General features: G+C 38.4%; 27 protein-coding genes. 14 read left to right on the plus strand and 13 right to left on the minus strand.

The window, feature by feature from the left end:
- Positions 1 to 17 precede the first annotated feature (17 nt).
- The 13 genes from FO447_RS03760 to FO447_RS03820 all read right to left on the minus strand — a co-directional run bounded on the left by FO447_RS03760 (position 18) and on the right by FO447_RS03820 (position 7693).
- The gene (locus FO447_RS03760) at positions 18 to 518 is read right to left on the minus strand and encodes a hypothetical protein (protein ID WP_200757729.1); all 501 of its coding nucleotides are present in this window, start codon (positions 516 to 518) and stop codon (positions 18 to 20) included.
- Positions 519 to 559: 41 nt separating this feature from the next.
- Positions 560 to 847 (minus strand): hypothetical protein, encoded by a 288-nt coding sequence (locus tag FO447_RS03765; RefSeq protein WP_200757730.1) that lies wholly within the window; start codon positions 845 to 847, stop codon positions 560 to 562.
- Positions 837 to 1439 carry a GTP cyclohydrolase I gene (gene folE / locus FO447_RS03770; RefSeq protein ID WP_200757731.1) on the minus strand — a complete coding sequence of 201 codons (603 nt, stop codon included), beginning with the start codon at positions 1437 to 1439 and terminating at the stop codon, positions 837 to 839. Before folE ends, FO447_RS03765 begins: the two co-directional genes overlap by 11 nt.
- A gap of 1 nt (position 1440) precedes the next feature.
- Complete coding sequence (locus tag FO447_RS03775; protein WP_200757732.1) at positions 1441 to 1656, minus strand: hypothetical protein; 216 nt, start codon at positions 1654 to 1656, stop codon at positions 1441 to 1443.
- A 12-nt stretch (positions 1657 to 1668) separates the two neighbouring features.
- Positions 1669 to 2259, minus strand: a complete 591-nt coding sequence (locus tag FO447_RS03780; protein WP_118312638.1) for a 7-carboxy-7-deazaguanine synthase QueE — start codon at positions 2257 to 2259, stop codon at positions 1669 to 1671.
- Positions 2259 to 2618, minus strand: a complete 360-nt coding sequence (gene queD, locus FO447_RS03785) for a 6-carboxytetrahydropterin synthase QueD (protein ID WP_200757733.1) — start codon at positions 2616 to 2618, stop codon at positions 2259 to 2261. Before queD ends, FO447_RS03780 begins: the two co-directional genes overlap by 1 nt.
- Positions 2619 to 2765: 147 nt before the next feature.
- Entirely contained in the window at positions 2766 to 3305 is a 540-nt protein-coding gene (locus tag FO447_RS03790; protein WP_200757734.1) for a hypothetical protein, read from the minus strand.
- Entirely contained in the window at positions 3298 to 3954 is a 657-nt protein-coding gene (gene queC / locus FO447_RS03795; RefSeq protein WP_200757736.1) for a 7-cyano-7-deazaguanine synthase QueC, read from the minus strand. Before queC ends, FO447_RS03790 begins: the two co-directional genes overlap by 8 nt.
- 3 nt (positions 3955 to 3957) lie before the next feature.
- Positions 3958 to 4722, minus strand: coding sequence for a hypothetical protein (locus tag FO447_RS03800; RefSeq protein ID WP_200757738.1), 765 nt, complete (start codon positions 4720 to 4722; stop codon positions 3958 to 3960).
- Positions 4719 to 5462 (minus strand): hypothetical protein, encoded by a 744-nt coding sequence (locus FO447_RS03805; protein ID WP_200757739.1) that lies wholly within the window; start codon positions 5460 to 5462, stop codon positions 4719 to 4721. The genes FO447_RS03800 and FO447_RS03805 overlap by 4 nt, the downstream gene beginning before the upstream one ends.
- 125 nt (positions 5463 to 5587) lie before the next feature.
- Entirely contained in the window at positions 5588 to 6259 is a 672-nt protein-coding gene (locus FO447_RS03810) for a ParB N-terminal domain-containing protein (RefSeq protein WP_200757740.1), read from the minus strand.
- 349 nt (positions 6260 to 6608) lie between these two features.
- Positions 6609 to 7379 carry a DUF4417 domain-containing protein gene (locus tag FO447_RS03815; protein ID WP_200757741.1) on the minus strand — a complete coding sequence of 257 codons (771 nt, stop codon included), beginning with the start codon at positions 7377 to 7379 and terminating at the stop codon, positions 6609 to 6611.
- Positions 7376 to 7693, minus strand: coding sequence for a hypothetical protein (locus FO447_RS03820; protein WP_200757742.1), 318 nt, complete (start codon positions 7691 to 7693; stop codon positions 7376 to 7378). Before FO447_RS03820 ends, FO447_RS03815 begins: the two co-directional genes overlap by 4 nt.
- Positions 7694 to 7993: 300 nt before the next feature.
- Here FO447_RS03820 and FO447_RS03825 point away from each other — a divergent pair, with 300 nt between their 5' ends.
- From FO447_RS03825 to FO447_RS03890, 14 genes are all read left to right on the plus strand, one after another.
- A complete protein-coding gene (locus FO447_RS03825) occupies positions 7994 to 8779 on the plus strand; it encodes a hypothetical protein (protein ID WP_200757743.1) in 786 nt (261 codons plus the stop codon).
- A gap of 255 nt (positions 8780 to 9034) precedes the next feature.
- Positions 9035 to 9220: a hypothetical protein gene (locus FO447_RS03830; protein ID WP_200757745.1), complete on the plus strand. Its 186-nt coding sequence runs from the start codon at positions 9035 to 9037 to the stop codon at positions 9218 to 9220.
- 1 nt (position 9221) lies between these two features.
- Positions 9222 to 10172: a hypothetical protein gene (locus FO447_RS03835; protein WP_200757747.1), complete on the plus strand. Its 951-nt coding sequence runs from the start codon at positions 9222 to 9224 to the stop codon at positions 10170 to 10172.
- Between the two features lie 2 nt (positions 10173 to 10174).
- On the plus strand, positions 10175 to 10393 hold the full coding sequence (locus tag FO447_RS03840) for a hypothetical protein (protein ID WP_200757749.1): 219 nt from the start codon (positions 10175 to 10177) through the stop codon (positions 10391 to 10393).
- Entirely contained in the window at positions 10390 to 10800 is a 411-nt protein-coding gene (locus tag FO447_RS03845) for a hypothetical protein (protein ID WP_200757752.1), read from the plus strand. Before FO447_RS03840 ends, FO447_RS03845 begins: the two co-directional genes overlap by 4 nt.
- On the plus strand, positions 10793 to 11029 hold the full coding sequence (locus FO447_RS03850) for a hypothetical protein (RefSeq protein WP_118063117.1): 237 nt from the start codon (positions 10793 to 10795) through the stop codon (positions 11027 to 11029). Before FO447_RS03845 ends, FO447_RS03850 begins: the two co-directional genes overlap by 8 nt.
- Positions 11016 to 11351 carry a beta barrel domain-containing protein gene (locus FO447_RS03855; protein ID WP_200757754.1) on the plus strand — a complete coding sequence of 112 codons (336 nt, stop codon included), beginning with the start codon at positions 11016 to 11018 and terminating at the stop codon, positions 11349 to 11351. Before FO447_RS03850 ends, FO447_RS03855 begins: the two co-directional genes overlap by 14 nt.
- A gap of 161 nt (positions 11352 to 11512) precedes the next feature.
- The gene (locus FO447_RS03860) at positions 11513 to 11935 is read left to right on the plus strand and encodes a hypothetical protein (RefSeq protein ID WP_200757755.1); all 423 of its coding nucleotides are present in this window, start codon (positions 11513 to 11515) and stop codon (positions 11933 to 11935) included.
- Positions 11936 to 12105: 170 nt separating this feature from the next.
- Positions 12106 to 12507 carry a hypothetical protein gene (locus FO447_RS03865; RefSeq protein ID WP_200757756.1) on the plus strand — a complete coding sequence of 134 codons (402 nt, stop codon included), beginning with the start codon at positions 12106 to 12108 and terminating at the stop codon, positions 12505 to 12507.
- Positions 12508 to 12638: 131 nt separating this feature from the next.
- Entirely contained in the window at positions 12639 to 12854 is a 216-nt protein-coding gene (locus FO447_RS03870; RefSeq protein ID WP_200757757.1) for a hypothetical protein, read from the plus strand.
- 36 nt (positions 12855 to 12890) lie between these two features.
- On the plus strand, positions 12891 to 13196 hold the full coding sequence (locus FO447_RS03875) for a hypothetical protein (RefSeq protein WP_200757758.1): 306 nt from the start codon (positions 12891 to 12893) through the stop codon (positions 13194 to 13196).
- Between the two features lie 31 nt (positions 13197 to 13227).
- The gene (locus FO447_RS03880) at positions 13228 to 13500 is read left to right on the plus strand and encodes a hypothetical protein (RefSeq protein ID WP_153081646.1); all 273 of its coding nucleotides are present in this window, start codon (positions 13228 to 13230) and stop codon (positions 13498 to 13500) included.
- A 362-nt stretch (positions 13501 to 13862) separates the two neighbouring features.
- Positions 13863 to 14267, plus strand: a complete 405-nt coding sequence (locus tag FO447_RS03885; RefSeq protein WP_200757760.1) for a hypothetical protein — start codon at positions 13863 to 13865, stop codon at positions 14265 to 14267.
- Positions 14268 to 14366: 99 nt separating this feature from the next.
- The gene (locus FO447_RS03890) at positions 14367 to 14570 is read left to right on the plus strand and encodes a fructan hydrolase (RefSeq protein WP_200757761.1); all 204 of its coding nucleotides are present in this window, start codon (positions 14367 to 14369) and stop codon (positions 14568 to 14570) included.
- Positions 14571 to 14736: the final 166 nt, after the last annotated feature.

Raw genomic sequence — 14736 nt, forward strand, 5'->3', positions numbered from 1 at the left:
TTTATTTGTCTCTTTTATCATTCTGCTGTCCTGTCTGGCTCAGCGTCCTTCTTTTCCTTCTCTTTCTGTATCTCAGCGAGAATCTTCTGATACTCTTCATTATTGGTAACAACATGTACTTGCAATGGGTCTTGCTTAATCTGCTCACCCTTGCTTGTAAGGTCAATGCGCTGAATCTTTCCGTAAGCTCTATCAATAACTCTTTCGAGCACATCAAGTCCTTTCTTGTCAAGTATTCCCTTGGCAATAATGCGTTGCATCATCGGGCGTGACTTATCAGCCAACACCGCCTTCAATTCGTCTTCGGGCAGCGTAGCGATATACAGAAAAGACTCTGCGATAATCTGAGAGGAAGGCACTTCATAGCCCTTCTCCTTCATTTCCTCGATGAATAATGACATCGTCTTAGGCTTTGGTGGTCTGCCCTTGGGGTTGCCAACTCCACCTTTTTTAAACTTACCTTTTTCAAGGTTTGCAAGCTGTTTTTTACGCTTGCTTTCATCTCTTGATAATGGCATATTAATAACTTTTATTCCTAATTTATTCCCAACAATAGCTTTTATTTAAGAAAAGCACCTTTATTTTCTTCTTCCTCTGCTGCCATATCTCGGCACATTTTCAGCACATCGAAATACTCTCCGAGATTGTTGTTATAGAGCAATTTTGCTATCTGCTGAACAAAAACAGCCTTACGCCCATCTTGCTGTAGCTTCACCACTTCGCAAGCTGGCATCATCAAAAACTGCTCCATGATTTCAACCTTTTCCTTAGAGGAAAGAAGCTTCTTGGTAGGAAGCAGAAAACCCACTTCCTCCAAGATTTGTGTTTTGACTGACTTAACCTTCATACTTATCACCATTTACGAGGTTCATAAACTCAGCCCTCACTTGTGGGTCATCTTTGAAAGCACCTTCAAGGTAAGAAGAGGTCATAATGCCCTTCTTCTTTGCGCCTCTGAACTCTTTGCAAGAATGATGACCCTTCATCACGAGAGCAATACCAAGTGGTGGGTATTCGCTACCGAGAGCCGCTTTCAGCATATCTACGATGTCGTGTACCAATCGCTCCTGTATCTGTAAGCGAGCGGAGCAGTAATCAACTACACGACCAATCTTAGAGATACCGAGAATCTTTCCCTTTGGGTTCGGAATATATGCGAACCAATACTTGCCCCAAAACCAAACACAATGATGCTCGCAGTTTGAATGGAAATCACCTTGGTCGATAACCATGTTATCATAGACGATACCATCCTTGCCATTATCAAAAGTAGTAATCTTTGGCTTCTGTGATGGGTCGTAGCCTCTGAATATTTCTTTCCACATTCTAATAATGCGGTCGGGCGTACCCTCTAAGCCCTTGCGGTTAGGGTCTTCACCGATATACTCCAAGAGTTCTTTGATATGCTTTTCTGCTGTTTCTTTTGTAATCTTAGCCATATTATTTACCTTTCCAAAATTCTTTATAATCTTGTTTCTCCTCCTCATTAGGCTCATATACCTCATAAGAAGTACCGCATTGCATACAATGATAGTAATCCACTACGGAATCATCATCCTCGCTGCGGTCACCTGATGAATCCCAACAAAGTTTCCCACCACAATAAAAGCAGATAGGACGATACTTTGTCGGGGTTTTCTTTTTATTCTTGCTCATAGGCGAAATGATTTATTTCACGTTGAGAATCTTCTGCTGCTGTAAGGAAAGCCGCCATTTAGGGTTAGCCTCTACGAAAGCAACTGTCTGTTTCAGAATCTCAGCATTCTTCTTCGCATCGCCTGTATCACAAGGCTGAACGTAGTAGTAATCTGCATCAATACCACAATCGGTAATCTCGTGCTCACCATCAAAGACAACCTTCACCTCAGTAGCAATCTTTATGATAGGTTCTGCGCCCTTAACGAATAAGCACTTAGGAGAACACGTAACCCAGTTGATACCACCTGGAATCTTGTGCGTTCCGTTGGTCTCCACAGCAATATAGTAGCCCCAATTTTGGAGAAGGGTAGTAAGCTCCTCATCCACTTGCAATGTAGGCTCACCGCCCGTAAAGACAACGAACTTGCAATCAGGTGAGAGCAACTGAATCTTATTCAGAATATCAATAGCCCCCATTTCCTCATACTTCTTAAAATCAGTATCACAGAAAGGACACTTTAAATTACAACCCGAGAAGCGGACGAAGATAGCCGCTCTGCCTGCATGTCTTCCCTCACCTTGGATAGAGTAGAAGATTTCGTTTACTTTATACTTAGCCATTAGAGAGCCTCCTTTCCGTCAATCTTATCATCGTCACAATAAACGGCGATATTGCCTTCACTTTCCTGTACCTGTGCCTTGTAGCACTCTTGGAACTGAGCAACAATCCATTTGGCGATATTCTCAGCAGTAGGATTGAAAAACAAAAGCTCGTTGAGGTTGCCGTGGTCGAGGTAGTCGTGAATCTTCTGCTTAATATGCTTGAAGTCCATCACCATACCATCCTTGTTCAGCTTTTCAGCCTTGCAGTAGACAGTAATAATCCAATTATGCCCATGAAGGTTGGCACACTTGCTTTCATAAGAGAGATTCAGCTTATGACAAGCGGCAATCTCCATTCTTTTTGAAACGTAATACATAATTTTTCTTCCTTTTATTTTGTTATTTCAATTTTTATTCTTAATTTTGCGACCGAGAGGAATAAATCGGGTGGGTCAGTACACTGGCTGCTCGATTTCATGCTTATTCTTCAAAGGCAAAGAGGTGTACCTGCTTTGCTGTTTTTATCAAAGCTTATGGCGATGAACATTGCCTGATAAGCCAACAACAATAACTTCTTTTAAGTTACCTCTTTCATTTCCTTTTGCATGAGTGAGATACATAGAAATTTGGTCTTTGACATATTCCTTTGTCATAGCCTTGTTATTCTGTATGAGGATAGCAACCTCTGCCCCTTGCTTTGCAGCACTCTTCAACGCATTCTCTACCTTATAGGCACTCGCCGAGTTGATGGTTTTCATATCCATCACGGCGTGCTCTTTGAAGCCATCAGTTTTCTTCGCTCCCGTTATATACGACATTTCGCTCATTAAATATATACGATAACCCTTCTTTGCAAGAACTTCTGCGGCATACATTTCCTTATTGGTGTTCGGGTCAGCAATTTCATTATGATGTTTATGTACCACATAGTAACCGCCGCTCTTATCGAAGTAGCTATCTTTATAGTTGCCCGTAGAGACGATGGCTTGAAATTCTGATTCTCTCTTAGCCATCGTCTTAGGATTACCCGAATAGTTTCGTGTACCTCCACTTGCCTTACTCATCCTCGTATTCAGTTGGGTCAGAGATACCAGCATCACGGAGAGCTTCCTTGCGTTCCATACAAGTTCCACACTTACCGCAATGCTTCTCACCACCCTTGTAGCAGCTCCAAGTTTCAGCGTAGTTGATACCAAGCTTCTTGCCGTGGCGAGCAACATCTGTCTTCGTAATATTGGTATAAGGAGCATCAATGGTAATACCCTCGTAAGTACCATTCTTCATTGCCTCTGACATGGCATCAATGAAGCCCTTGCGGCAGTCTGGATAGATAGCATGGTCGCCGAAATGGTTAGCAATAAGCACCTTCTTCAATCCATTACTCTCAGCAATGCCGCAAGCGATAGAGAGCATAATGCCGTTACGGAAAGGAACTACGGTTGATTTCATATTCTCATCATCGTAATTACCTTCTGGGATAGCTTCTGCGCCCTCAAGGAGAGACGACTTAAAGTAGTCGTGGATAAAGCCAAGTGAAATAACAATATGCTTGATACCAAGTCGCTCACAATGCAACTTAGCAAAAGGAATCTCCTTCTGATTGTGGTTAGAGCCATAATCAAAAGATACTGCGAGAGCGATACTCTCTTTCTTCTCATGCAGGAGAGTTACCGAGTCCATACCTCCTGATACAATAATCAATGAATCTTTCATAATCTATAAATTTTTATCAGCGTAATGCTGGAATTTTAACCATTCTTTAAAGTTATATAAAGTAAGAGCTTCTTTATCTCTCACCATCTTGTATTTAACTCCCTTATCTCTAAATGATAAACGTTTTATGCTACCATTTTCAAATTTAGAAGCTTCTCCAAATCGCCCCCCTACAGTCCATGTTGTGGAATCAATAGAATCGAATCTATATTTTTGTAGATTATCAACTCTTGTATATCCCAACCCATGAACCTTACATCCATTCTTATGAGCCATCCCTATCATGTAAGGAAATAATGCCTCAAATTTAGATATGGGCATTTCTTTTGCTGCTATCCCACCAATGGCAATATAAGGATATTCTTTTATCATTTGTAGATAATACTCTTTTCCTCTCCCTATATGCCAAACAGGTATTGGCTTGCGATGAGTTTTATCTTCAATTCGCTGCCGTAACATTTCTACATATTTGAGACCTTTAATCTTATCAATATCCAACTCAAAGAATAGTCTTATATCGTTTTCTATGATAAAATCGCAATATCTATCAACATAGCTGAGCCAATCTATATTTCCGTGCTTTGCGGCATTACTCATAAATGTGAATGCTCCACTATCCAAGAGAAATGATGCAAACTTTGGAATCAACGGTTTCTGCCAATCTCTTACGGAATAGAATGATTCAAGAGCAAATACCTCGTTTGCTTTAATATCTCCATTTAAGAGATAAGGCTTTACTCCCGATATGCCACTAAGATAAACCTTCATAAGCGAGCACGAGCGTACTTCATAAAGCGTACCCACTCGCCGAAATTATGTGCAGCAACCAACTTTGAGCGAAGTTTCTTGCCCTCAGGTGCTTTTGTTTTATCCATAGTTCCGTTCTTGGCATTGAACTTATATATAGAACCGCTCATATTGCCATAAAGCCAAGCTGTAGAATCTACAGAATCAAAGTGATACGTATGCAATCCTCTGATATTTGTATATCCAAGGGCATGTATCTTGCAGCCATATTTATGTGCTGTCTTTACGAACCAAGGAAATAACTTCTCATATTTATTGATAGGTATTTCTTTGGTTACGATACCACCGATAGCCACATAAGGATAATTCTTGCACATTTCAACAAAATACTCTTTTCCTCGTGACTTGTGCCAAACGGGGATAGGCTTACGTCCACTTAATCTTTCGAGCTTTTCACGAAGTCTTTCAACCTCTCTGATACCAACAACGGAATCAATATCAAGCTCAAAGAAGTTCTTTACGTTCCACTTCTTAATGAATGCAGCATATCCTTCCACGTATTTGTCGAAGTTAACTACACCTGCTCCCGACATAAATGTGAAAGCACCACTATCTAATAGGAAATTCTGAAAATTGCCTATCAATCGAGGAAACTCTTTATTATTCTGTAGATAATAGTAAGTTTCCAATATATTTAATCCTTCCCAATCGGCATCCTTGCCGTTCTTTACTGGGTGTTCACCTGCTAAAAAAACTTCCATAGCCTTTTCATAAACATAGGGTCTGCTTAAAGTCCCTGCTATATATAATTCCATACTAACACTTTTCCAAAACTTACTAAGATTTCCAGTAAGCCTCCCACGCAAGATAGACTTCCATATCTCTGTTATTTTATTTCCACACCATCGTATTCGGAGACGGCAGACTTGATAATCTCCTTAATCTCATCTACCTTATCTTCCAACTCTTGTGGAATATGGACGGAGAGCTTAATATCTTTAACTTTACTCTCGGTATTTTGAGCATCTTCGAATAGCTCATCAATATCGGTATCATCCTCATCGGTATTAAGAAAAGAGCAATCAACGCCCCAATTCTGCAAATCATCGGTTTCCCACTCACCATTCGCAAGCTCATCCCAATCCCAATTACCAGCTTGCACGTTATCCTTGATAGCATACTCCTTGATTTTCTGAATTGGGGTATCGGTCTTCAATACGAAACAAGGCAGCTTATCGAAGTTCGTATTTCCACCGATGCGTAACTCGTTAGCCACTCTGAGGCGCATATTACCGCAGATGGTGACGTATGTACCATCCTCCAAGCCATAAACCATCAAAGGCTTGTACTCTAAGAACTCTGGGCTATCGGCGAGTGACTTGACGAGCTTGTCGTGCTCGCTCTCCTTTAAGTAGCGAGGGTTCTTTGGAACGCCATCAATCTGCCCCTCATTATAGAGGAGCTTTGTAATGTCAATCATTTCACGAAAACCCAGCTTTACAAGAAGCTCATCCTTTGCGATGGATGGGTTCTGTGAGATTCTCTTTTCTCTTGCCATAATTTTATTATTTAATAATTATTATTTGCAAAGTTACGGAGATTATTCGGGTTTTAATAGAAAATAATAGATTGTGTGTAAACAAATAAAAAAGCTACCCATATAATGAGTAGCCTTTGAAGTTATCATAAAATATTATACCTCTTATATATAAGAAAAGCAGCTACCTATCACAGGCGGCTGCTTATAGACTAATAACTAACTATTATTTTCAATTAACCAAATCTTAACTAATACATATTGTTATGACACCTCAGAACCTATATTCCACAATTTCTGTTTTGCTGATGCAAAGATACAAAAGAAAGCGAGATACAGCAAATAAATGCCATATCTCGCATAAACAATCTTATTTTTCCTCAATCTGTTTAGAGACGTTATCTGTTCGGAAATCCTCAATCTGCTTGGAGAAAGGGGTGAGCTTATCAAGCTGCGCCTTAACAGAGAACTCTTCGCCGATAAAGGCAACACCTTCGTGAATCTTCTGCAAGGCGGCAAGCTGCTTCTTAGTAGTGACAACGGGGTTGATGTAGATGCAACCTCTATGGGTCTGGGCGAACCGCCGACACTCAGCACCGCCGCCGTAGATAACAAATAGCGGCTCTTTGCCCTCTGCCCAATCGCTTGCGATGGAATACTCAAAGGCGAGGTTATTCTGTCTATCCGAATATCCACGGGTAGCGAAGGCACGCCATCCACGAGGTACGCCAATCATATTGAGGCGATAGAACTTCTGCGCCACGTTGAGGTCAACGAAGATACCGATACCCTTACCTTGCATACAACGGGCAATCCAACGTTTCTTGTAGATAGCCTGCAAGCCGAAAGATACGGGCATCTCATTATATAAGGAGAAGTTCGGCTCAACGATAACGGCAGGGTGATGCTGCAATATCTTCTCAGGGTGCTCGTAGATAGCTGAGAAGCGGTAATCATCGGTATAGAAGTGCAAAGAGCCTTCGCCATTGAGGTTGAAGGTTCTCTTCTGTTCGCCGAAGCAAAGGAAGGGTGACTGACACTCCTTGGCTTGCATACCAATATCGAGTGTCGGAATCTCTAGGTCATTGTCCGTTGGGAAGAGCTGGTCGGGCAGGGTAAGCTCATAATCTGTTCTTTTCATTCTTTGTTACTTTTTAAGAGTTCTACGATTTGGTTATATATAGATAAGGTATACCTATCCTTTGACTGAACGTATTGCATATACTTTCGTGCTTGGTTGATTACGTTTGCTCTGGTACGGCAGAGTAGGCGAGCCGAGCGGTCGGGATGAATGCAATAATCACGGCTTATGAGGCAATATAGTCCTCTAAGGGTGTTGAGCTTGACGGTCTTCACCGCAGAGCAAAGTTCCATGAACGTAACCTTGCCTACCTCACATACCGCTTGCATGATGCGGTCGGAGAGTTCGTATTGCTGATATTGATTGTATATCATACGCTATTACTTATTATTTGGTTATTAATAGAAAATATAATGCAAAGTTATAAAAATCTATTAAAAAGCGAATAAAAACTATTAATTATTTTAAATTTATTAATAGAAAAGTTGGTTATTTGACAGATTTTTATTAATTTTGCGGTGTGTTTAAGATAGAACACTATCACTTAGCGAGTTTATGGGGAACTTTCTAATGTGTAAGAGTTTGGATTTACGTGAGCCGCAAGGCTACTAAATACGGAGCAGCAGAGAATCCCCATTTCTTTGCTGCTCTTGACTTTTTAAAGCATCTGTAAAATGGAGATACGCAGAAAGATATTGAACAATATGTATTGCAATCCCGAACTAAGGAAAGCAATTGCATTTTCCCTTTTCATTAAGACAAGGGTCAAGTCTTCTGCCGTGCAAAGATGGAGCATCAATAAGCTTCACGAAATCACGGGAGTAAGTGCCTGTGCTGTCCGTAAGCGTATTGATACCTTGAAGGCTCTGGGCTTGGTTGAGTTCACGGGCAAGAATAATCGTTGCCTCGTCTTCAAGTCTCTAAAAAGTCATACCTCTCACAGGAACGTCCTTGTTCCTAATATCGAGTTTATTTCAAGGAATGATTCTAAAAAGAATGCCTATGCGCAGAATGTAAAGTTTATAGAAGATACCTTATCTGCTATGCTTATCATTGATGTACAGAATCGAAAGAATTACGCTAAGCAAATGATTCAGCAGTCTAAGCACCCTAAAGGCTTAAAAGAGTTGAAGGCGGCAAAGAAGGTTTGTAATCGTTTTGGCTACGGCGATAAGTTTAGAGAGAATGGTATATCATATAAGTATATAGCTAAGAAATTAAGCGTGAGCGTACAGAAAGCCTTTGATTTAGTAAAGTTTGCGGTCAAAAACGAGATTTTATGCAAATACAGAAACATAGAAAAGCGTTTTTTATCCTCTATTGACTACATAAAGGATATGATACTCAATAACTATACTTATATCAAGGGAGGGGTAGTCTGTAGGGTGTATGCTAATACCTATGAGGTAATGGAGGGCTCGCCTTCGGCTCGTTTCGCTTCTATCGTGGTATATAATTAAATTATAAAAAACTAAGATTTTGTTTAACGTTTAAATAATAGGAGATACTAAAATGTTATTTGAGAAAATTACTCGCAGATGTTTGCTTACTTTGGATGGGGGGGGCAAAGATTCAAGCCGTCCTTACTATGCCGAAGCCGACAAAGCCCATTTTTCCCGAGAAAATGGAGCGTCAGTTCATTAATAGTTTTAATGAATCGCAGCCAAATGCGGTTCACAAGGTTATTAAGTGTCACATAATGAGAAATTAAGCGTATGGAAGATTTACCTATAGGCTCAGAAATCGTCTTGAAGGTGGTTGAAAGCGAGACAGAAGAATGTAATGGTTGCTTCTTTGACGAGATAAGCAGCAATATTTATGAAAATATCTGCAAAGATATTTGTTGTGCCGCAATCGAAAGAAAAGACAAAAAGAATGTTCAATTTATAAGAGTAAAATAATATGGAAACAAAAATAAATATAGCGGAAATCCTAAAGGATAAGCCGCAAGGAACTAAGCTGTATTCCCGAATATGTGGAGCTGTAGAGCTTAAAAAAATTATTGATGTTCGTAAAAAGAAATCTATTGTGGTGAAAGAACTTAATTCAAATAACCAACATAGATTTTGGCATAATGGCAATTTCTTTAGAGCAGGGCAATGTGTATTGCAACCTTCTGAGAATATGGCAGACTGGTCTAAATTCTTATGGAAAAAGGGCGATGTACTTCAAAATAACGACTATAATACACAAGTCATTTTTGATAGATTTACAAGTGATACTTATGAAATGATAAGATGTAAGTATTGGCTGAAAGTTGATAATGGTATTGAAAGGTTTATCATAGAAACGAATGTATTAACAAAAGATTACTTTAAGGTTAGTGAAGAATTGAGCCAGTGTTACATCAATAAAATAGAGAATAGATGTGGCGGTAAGTTAAACCTTGAAACTTTGGAAATTGAAAAGAAGCTTGAGTTCAAGGATGGGGATATAGTGGTATATGGAAAATCAGTAGCAATATGCCGAAAGATTTATAAGCATACCCTTAGTTTCTATGTTACTCTAAATGAAATGGTTGGATTATTGTTTGCCGATGAGGTGGAATCATCTGAAGAGTATAGATTTGCTACAGAAGAAGAGAAACAGCAGCTCTTTGATGCTCTCGCAAAGAAAGGCAAGGCTTGGGATGCTGAGAAGAAACAGATTGTGGATTTAAAGCCAAAGGTTGAGCTGAAACCATTCGATAAAGTGCTGGTAAGAGACTTTAGTAGAGATAAATGGAGTATAAGTTTCTTTAGTTTTAAAAAGGAAGACTGCTACGTATGCATAAATCATTGTAGTTGGAATCAATGTATTCCTTACATCGGCAATGAATCATTGTTAGGTACAACTAATAACGTGGAGGGTTAAGTATGATTAGAGACGATGCAAAGATAATTGTAACACCAACTGGTGTATCACTTAAAGAAGCCTTGACTAGTGAAGAAATCAATGCAATCAATGAAGCTCATATCTATAGAGATTATGATTGCATTCCACATTTTAAACTCGCTGGTAATCCTCCTAGTGGCAAGGAAAACCGTAGAACTAGGAGGATGTTAGAACTTAGAAAAAGAAAGGGTAGATTATGATAGATGATAATAAAATAGAAGCTGCAAAGGAAGAAATCTACGAGGATAGATTCTTGCTTAATGGTGAAGAGATAGTCTTCAACAATGATGAAAAGGAAGAAATGTTCTACAAAGAGGACATCAAAGAAGCCATTGGACTAGGTGCTAAGTGGGGTATCAATGAGCTATTGAAGGACATGTTTCACCCTGCTAGCGAAGTTCCACGTAACGACAACGGAAAGGTTCTTGCGTTCTCAAAAGAATTCGGTAATAGAAAGCTCTACGATATGAACGATGAGCTTGATAAAACCACTTGCGATACATATAAAGAAATGTGGGAAGAGCAAGTCAATATATTCCATTTGTCTGATTGGATATTCGTAGAAGAGTTGTTTGACTTAATTACGAAAGGAGGCAACCATGATTAAGACAGTTACTATGTACTCTGTCGTTTGTGACAGATGTGGAAAGACCTTCATTGATGAGTTTAATGGCATCGGGGCTTGGTTGGACGAAGGAACTGCAAAAGAGCAAGCAATGGAAAGCGAATGGGCAGAGATAGGCGATAAGCACTACTGCCCAGACTGCTATGAGTTTGACGATGAGTTAGATGAGTACGTTCCTAAAAAGAAAGGAGGAAGCAATGAAAGAGCTTAAAGATTTGGTGGTTGGTGATGATGTTCTAGTTATAAGTAGGTATTATAGACGTATCGCCAAGGTTGATAAAGTGACAAAAACTCAAATTATTGCTAATAACGCTAGATTTAGGAGAGATTCTGGCTGGCAATATGGTGGCGATAGCTGGGATAGGAAAAGTATATCTGTTCCTACAGAAAAGGAAATATCAGATGTTAAAGAAGAGAATCTTCGTAATACTCTCGTCTACGCTATCAGTTCTTTTGATTTCAAACGCTTATCAACAGATGAGTTAAAACAAGTGTACAATATTGTAAAAGGCAAAGAAAATGAAAGAGAATAAACACTCATTAAAGATAAGTCGTGGCTACTTTGGCGAAACTACCCTTGATGGTTATCCTATAGCTACATATTCAAATGATGAATTGAAGATTCTAAAGAACCTGCTAGAAAAGGTTCTGTGTGAAGTAAATGGATATATTCATCTTTAGAAAAGTAAAGCGTATGGCACATAAAGAATTTAGGAAACCACCTCGTTATATGGTGGGTGATATAGTTTATAGTCACGGATTTATTTGTATTGTCTGTAGCATCTATCCGTTCAATATAGATTATTCTTACGACTTGAAAGTTATTGATGGGCAAAGCTTGGGCAAAATTTGTCAAAATGATATTATGCACGTTCATATTTGGGAAGAGTTTCTTAAAAAGAATGGATGGACATGTTATCGCTCAGAAGGAGAATGTTTTGGGCATAGGTGGTATAAACACCAAGAATACCCTTTCACTTTGCGATATAATAATTTCTTGGGAATTATCGGAGTATCTTTCAATGACGGAAAAGACGATACTGTTATGATAAAATGTGTAGATGAACTCCAACATATTCTTTTTGGCTTGCAATTAGATAGCAATTTAAAAATATAAGCGTATGTATTTTGAATATAGAATAGTCAAAATTGAGAAAGGTTTGTTTCTCATCGAGTATAAAACCGCTCCTTATGGAGTTTGGCATGAAGTAAAAAACAAACAGTTCAAGACTAAGCCAAAGGCAGAAGCTTGGGCTAGAAAGAACTTAGGTTAATGAAGTAAAGCGTATGGATAAGCTAGAATACATTCCAGGAGATTTTATCTCTGTATATGTAGGTGTAAAGAAATATATCGTTGAGGTAATTGGTACGGAAAACGAAAATGAAGTACTCTCATACCAAATCAAGTTCCCAAATGGAGAAATTCAATATGCTGATAAGGATAATATTGTTCCGATTCCTCTCACTCCAGAGATTCTAGAGAAGAACGGATGGAAGAACGATGGCTATGATTGGTATAAATTGCCAACAAAAAGAGCTTATCTGTATATAACAAAAGATATAATAACTTTGGGTGAGTTCTTGGTGTGCGTAGGTCTAGACAGACACAATCTTGCTAGTATTAACTTTGTTCATCAGTTACAGCACATTTTCTTTAGCTTGAATATTAATCACAAAATGGAGGTGTAGGTATGGCAAAGTGTCCTTTTAATAAATATAAAGAGTGTCAAGAATCAGATTCGAGATATTGTTATTGTACTCTTCCATGTGATATATATAATAATTATAAGAAGAAGTTGTTAACTTAAAAGTATAGAGATATGAAATTAGGAGAACTCAGAAAAATCATAGCAGATATAGACACAGTATATGATAATTGTGATGTAACTTGTTATGAGAGCAATGGTAATTTAGGATATGCAAGTATTGCAACTACTGCTTATCTTGGTAAGACGTATGTAAATCAAGGCTATCCTATACGTAGAACATTTCAAATTCAATTTGAATTACCAGATAAATTAAAAATAATTATTTAAAGTAACTAACCGCCTTCGGGCATAAATTTTAAAGATATGACAAAAGAAGAATTAGAAGCAAAGGTATCAATACAGAAAGACATCATTCGTAATGCCAATTATCAGATTTATTCTGATGTGAATAAATATATCAAAAGTCTTCCTTTCAAGGTTAACGACAAGGTAAGATGCTCAAGATTTGATATTTGTTGGATTGTTAGTTTAGTTCCATGTAATAGCAATGGTTATTATAATGGAAAGATTCAGGTTAGAGTTAATATTCCCAAGAAAGATGGCACTCGTTCTAACCGAGAATACTTAATTTATAGTTGGGAAGTCGATAGTATAAAGAAGATTGATTAACTATCCCTTATGGGATATAAATAGAAGTAATATGAAAAAGATTATTTTAGCAGCCTTAGTCGTTGCAAGTTTGTTCGCTTCTTGCTCTAGCGAGAAGACTTTTAAAAAGAAAGATGGCTCTACGATTACAGCAAAGCCTTATGGCTGGGCTAGTAAGGAAAACAAAGTAGAAGGTGTTAACTACGAGTTGAATGCTCCAGATGTTGTAGCATCTATCATCTTCGCCCCATCTGTTATCGCTCCAGTTTTGCTGACAGCTTACGATGTATGGGAACCAGTATCATATACTGAGCCATCCAAGTAATTAACCACCCTCTCCTGTAAAAGGGAGAGGGTAAAAAGAAGAATATGATAATTTTATTAAAATTAGGAATCTTTCTTGTAATTGTTGCTATTGGTATAGGAATGGCACTTAAAGAGTTGGAGGAGTGATATGAAAATCTTGAAGCGATTAGTATATGTGTTACTTATGATTCCTATATGTACTATAGTATTCGTAATTGAAGGTTCTTTGTTGCCTTTAATCATACTAGCAATATGGGTAATAACAGGAAGTACTATATTACGAGTGAAAGAAACTAAAGGATGTAAATCATTCTATGTATACACTATTACTCAGATAGTGTATTATAGTATGGATAAGTATTTAACTAAATTATTAAAGCTATGAATAGAATTGAAGCTAAAGAATTTTATCCTATTATGCAAGCTTTTGCAGAAGGAAGGATAATTGAGTGTAGAACCAAACCAAGTTTCATAGAAGGTTCAGATGTTCCGAATGATTGGACGGAAATGAAGGAGATTGAGTTTTGGAAACATACAGAGTATCGCATCAAGCCAGAGACTACCTACCGCCCATTTAAGGACGCAGAAGAGTGCTGGGCAGAGATGCAAAAGCATCAGCCGTTTGGGTGGGTGAAGGATAAGGACACACAAAAGTTTTTAGTATGCAAGGCTCTTGGGAAACTTTTTTTCATAGGTATTGAAGATAAACCTTATAATTACAAGGAGGTATTAAGAGACTATACCTTTGCCGATGGCACTCCATTTGGCGTAGAAGTGGAGGAATAGTATGGCGTATTGTTTTTGTGATTTTTGCGATTACAAGGATGAATGTAAGCACTATCGAAAGGTAGTTGTTTGTCCTTATATAAAAACGGAGGAATAGTTATGGCATGGGTAGCAAAAGATTATATCGGAGAATGGATATTCAACTGCAAGCCTGATATGTGGGCTGGTGATTGTATCGAACATAATTATTGGTTGCCACAAGATAGATATGGAGCTTATGGTTTTCAACTTCCACAAGGTAGCATTAAAAAACTCATCGGAAGAGAATTGTCTTTTTCCGATGAGCCAGTCAAACTTAAATAAGAATAGCTTATGTATAGACCAATTACAATGTATCAGATTGTTTGCGATAGATGCGGAGAAGTTTTTGGCGGTACAGATACTTGCTCTGCACTATTCCACGACAAAAGTACTGATATTGAAGACTTCTCAAACTGGAAGATGATTGATGGTAAACACTATTGTCCTG

Source organism: Segatella copri (assembly GCF_015074785.1).
GTDB lineage: Bacteria > Bacteroidota > Bacteroidia > Bacteroidales > Bacteroidaceae > Prevotella.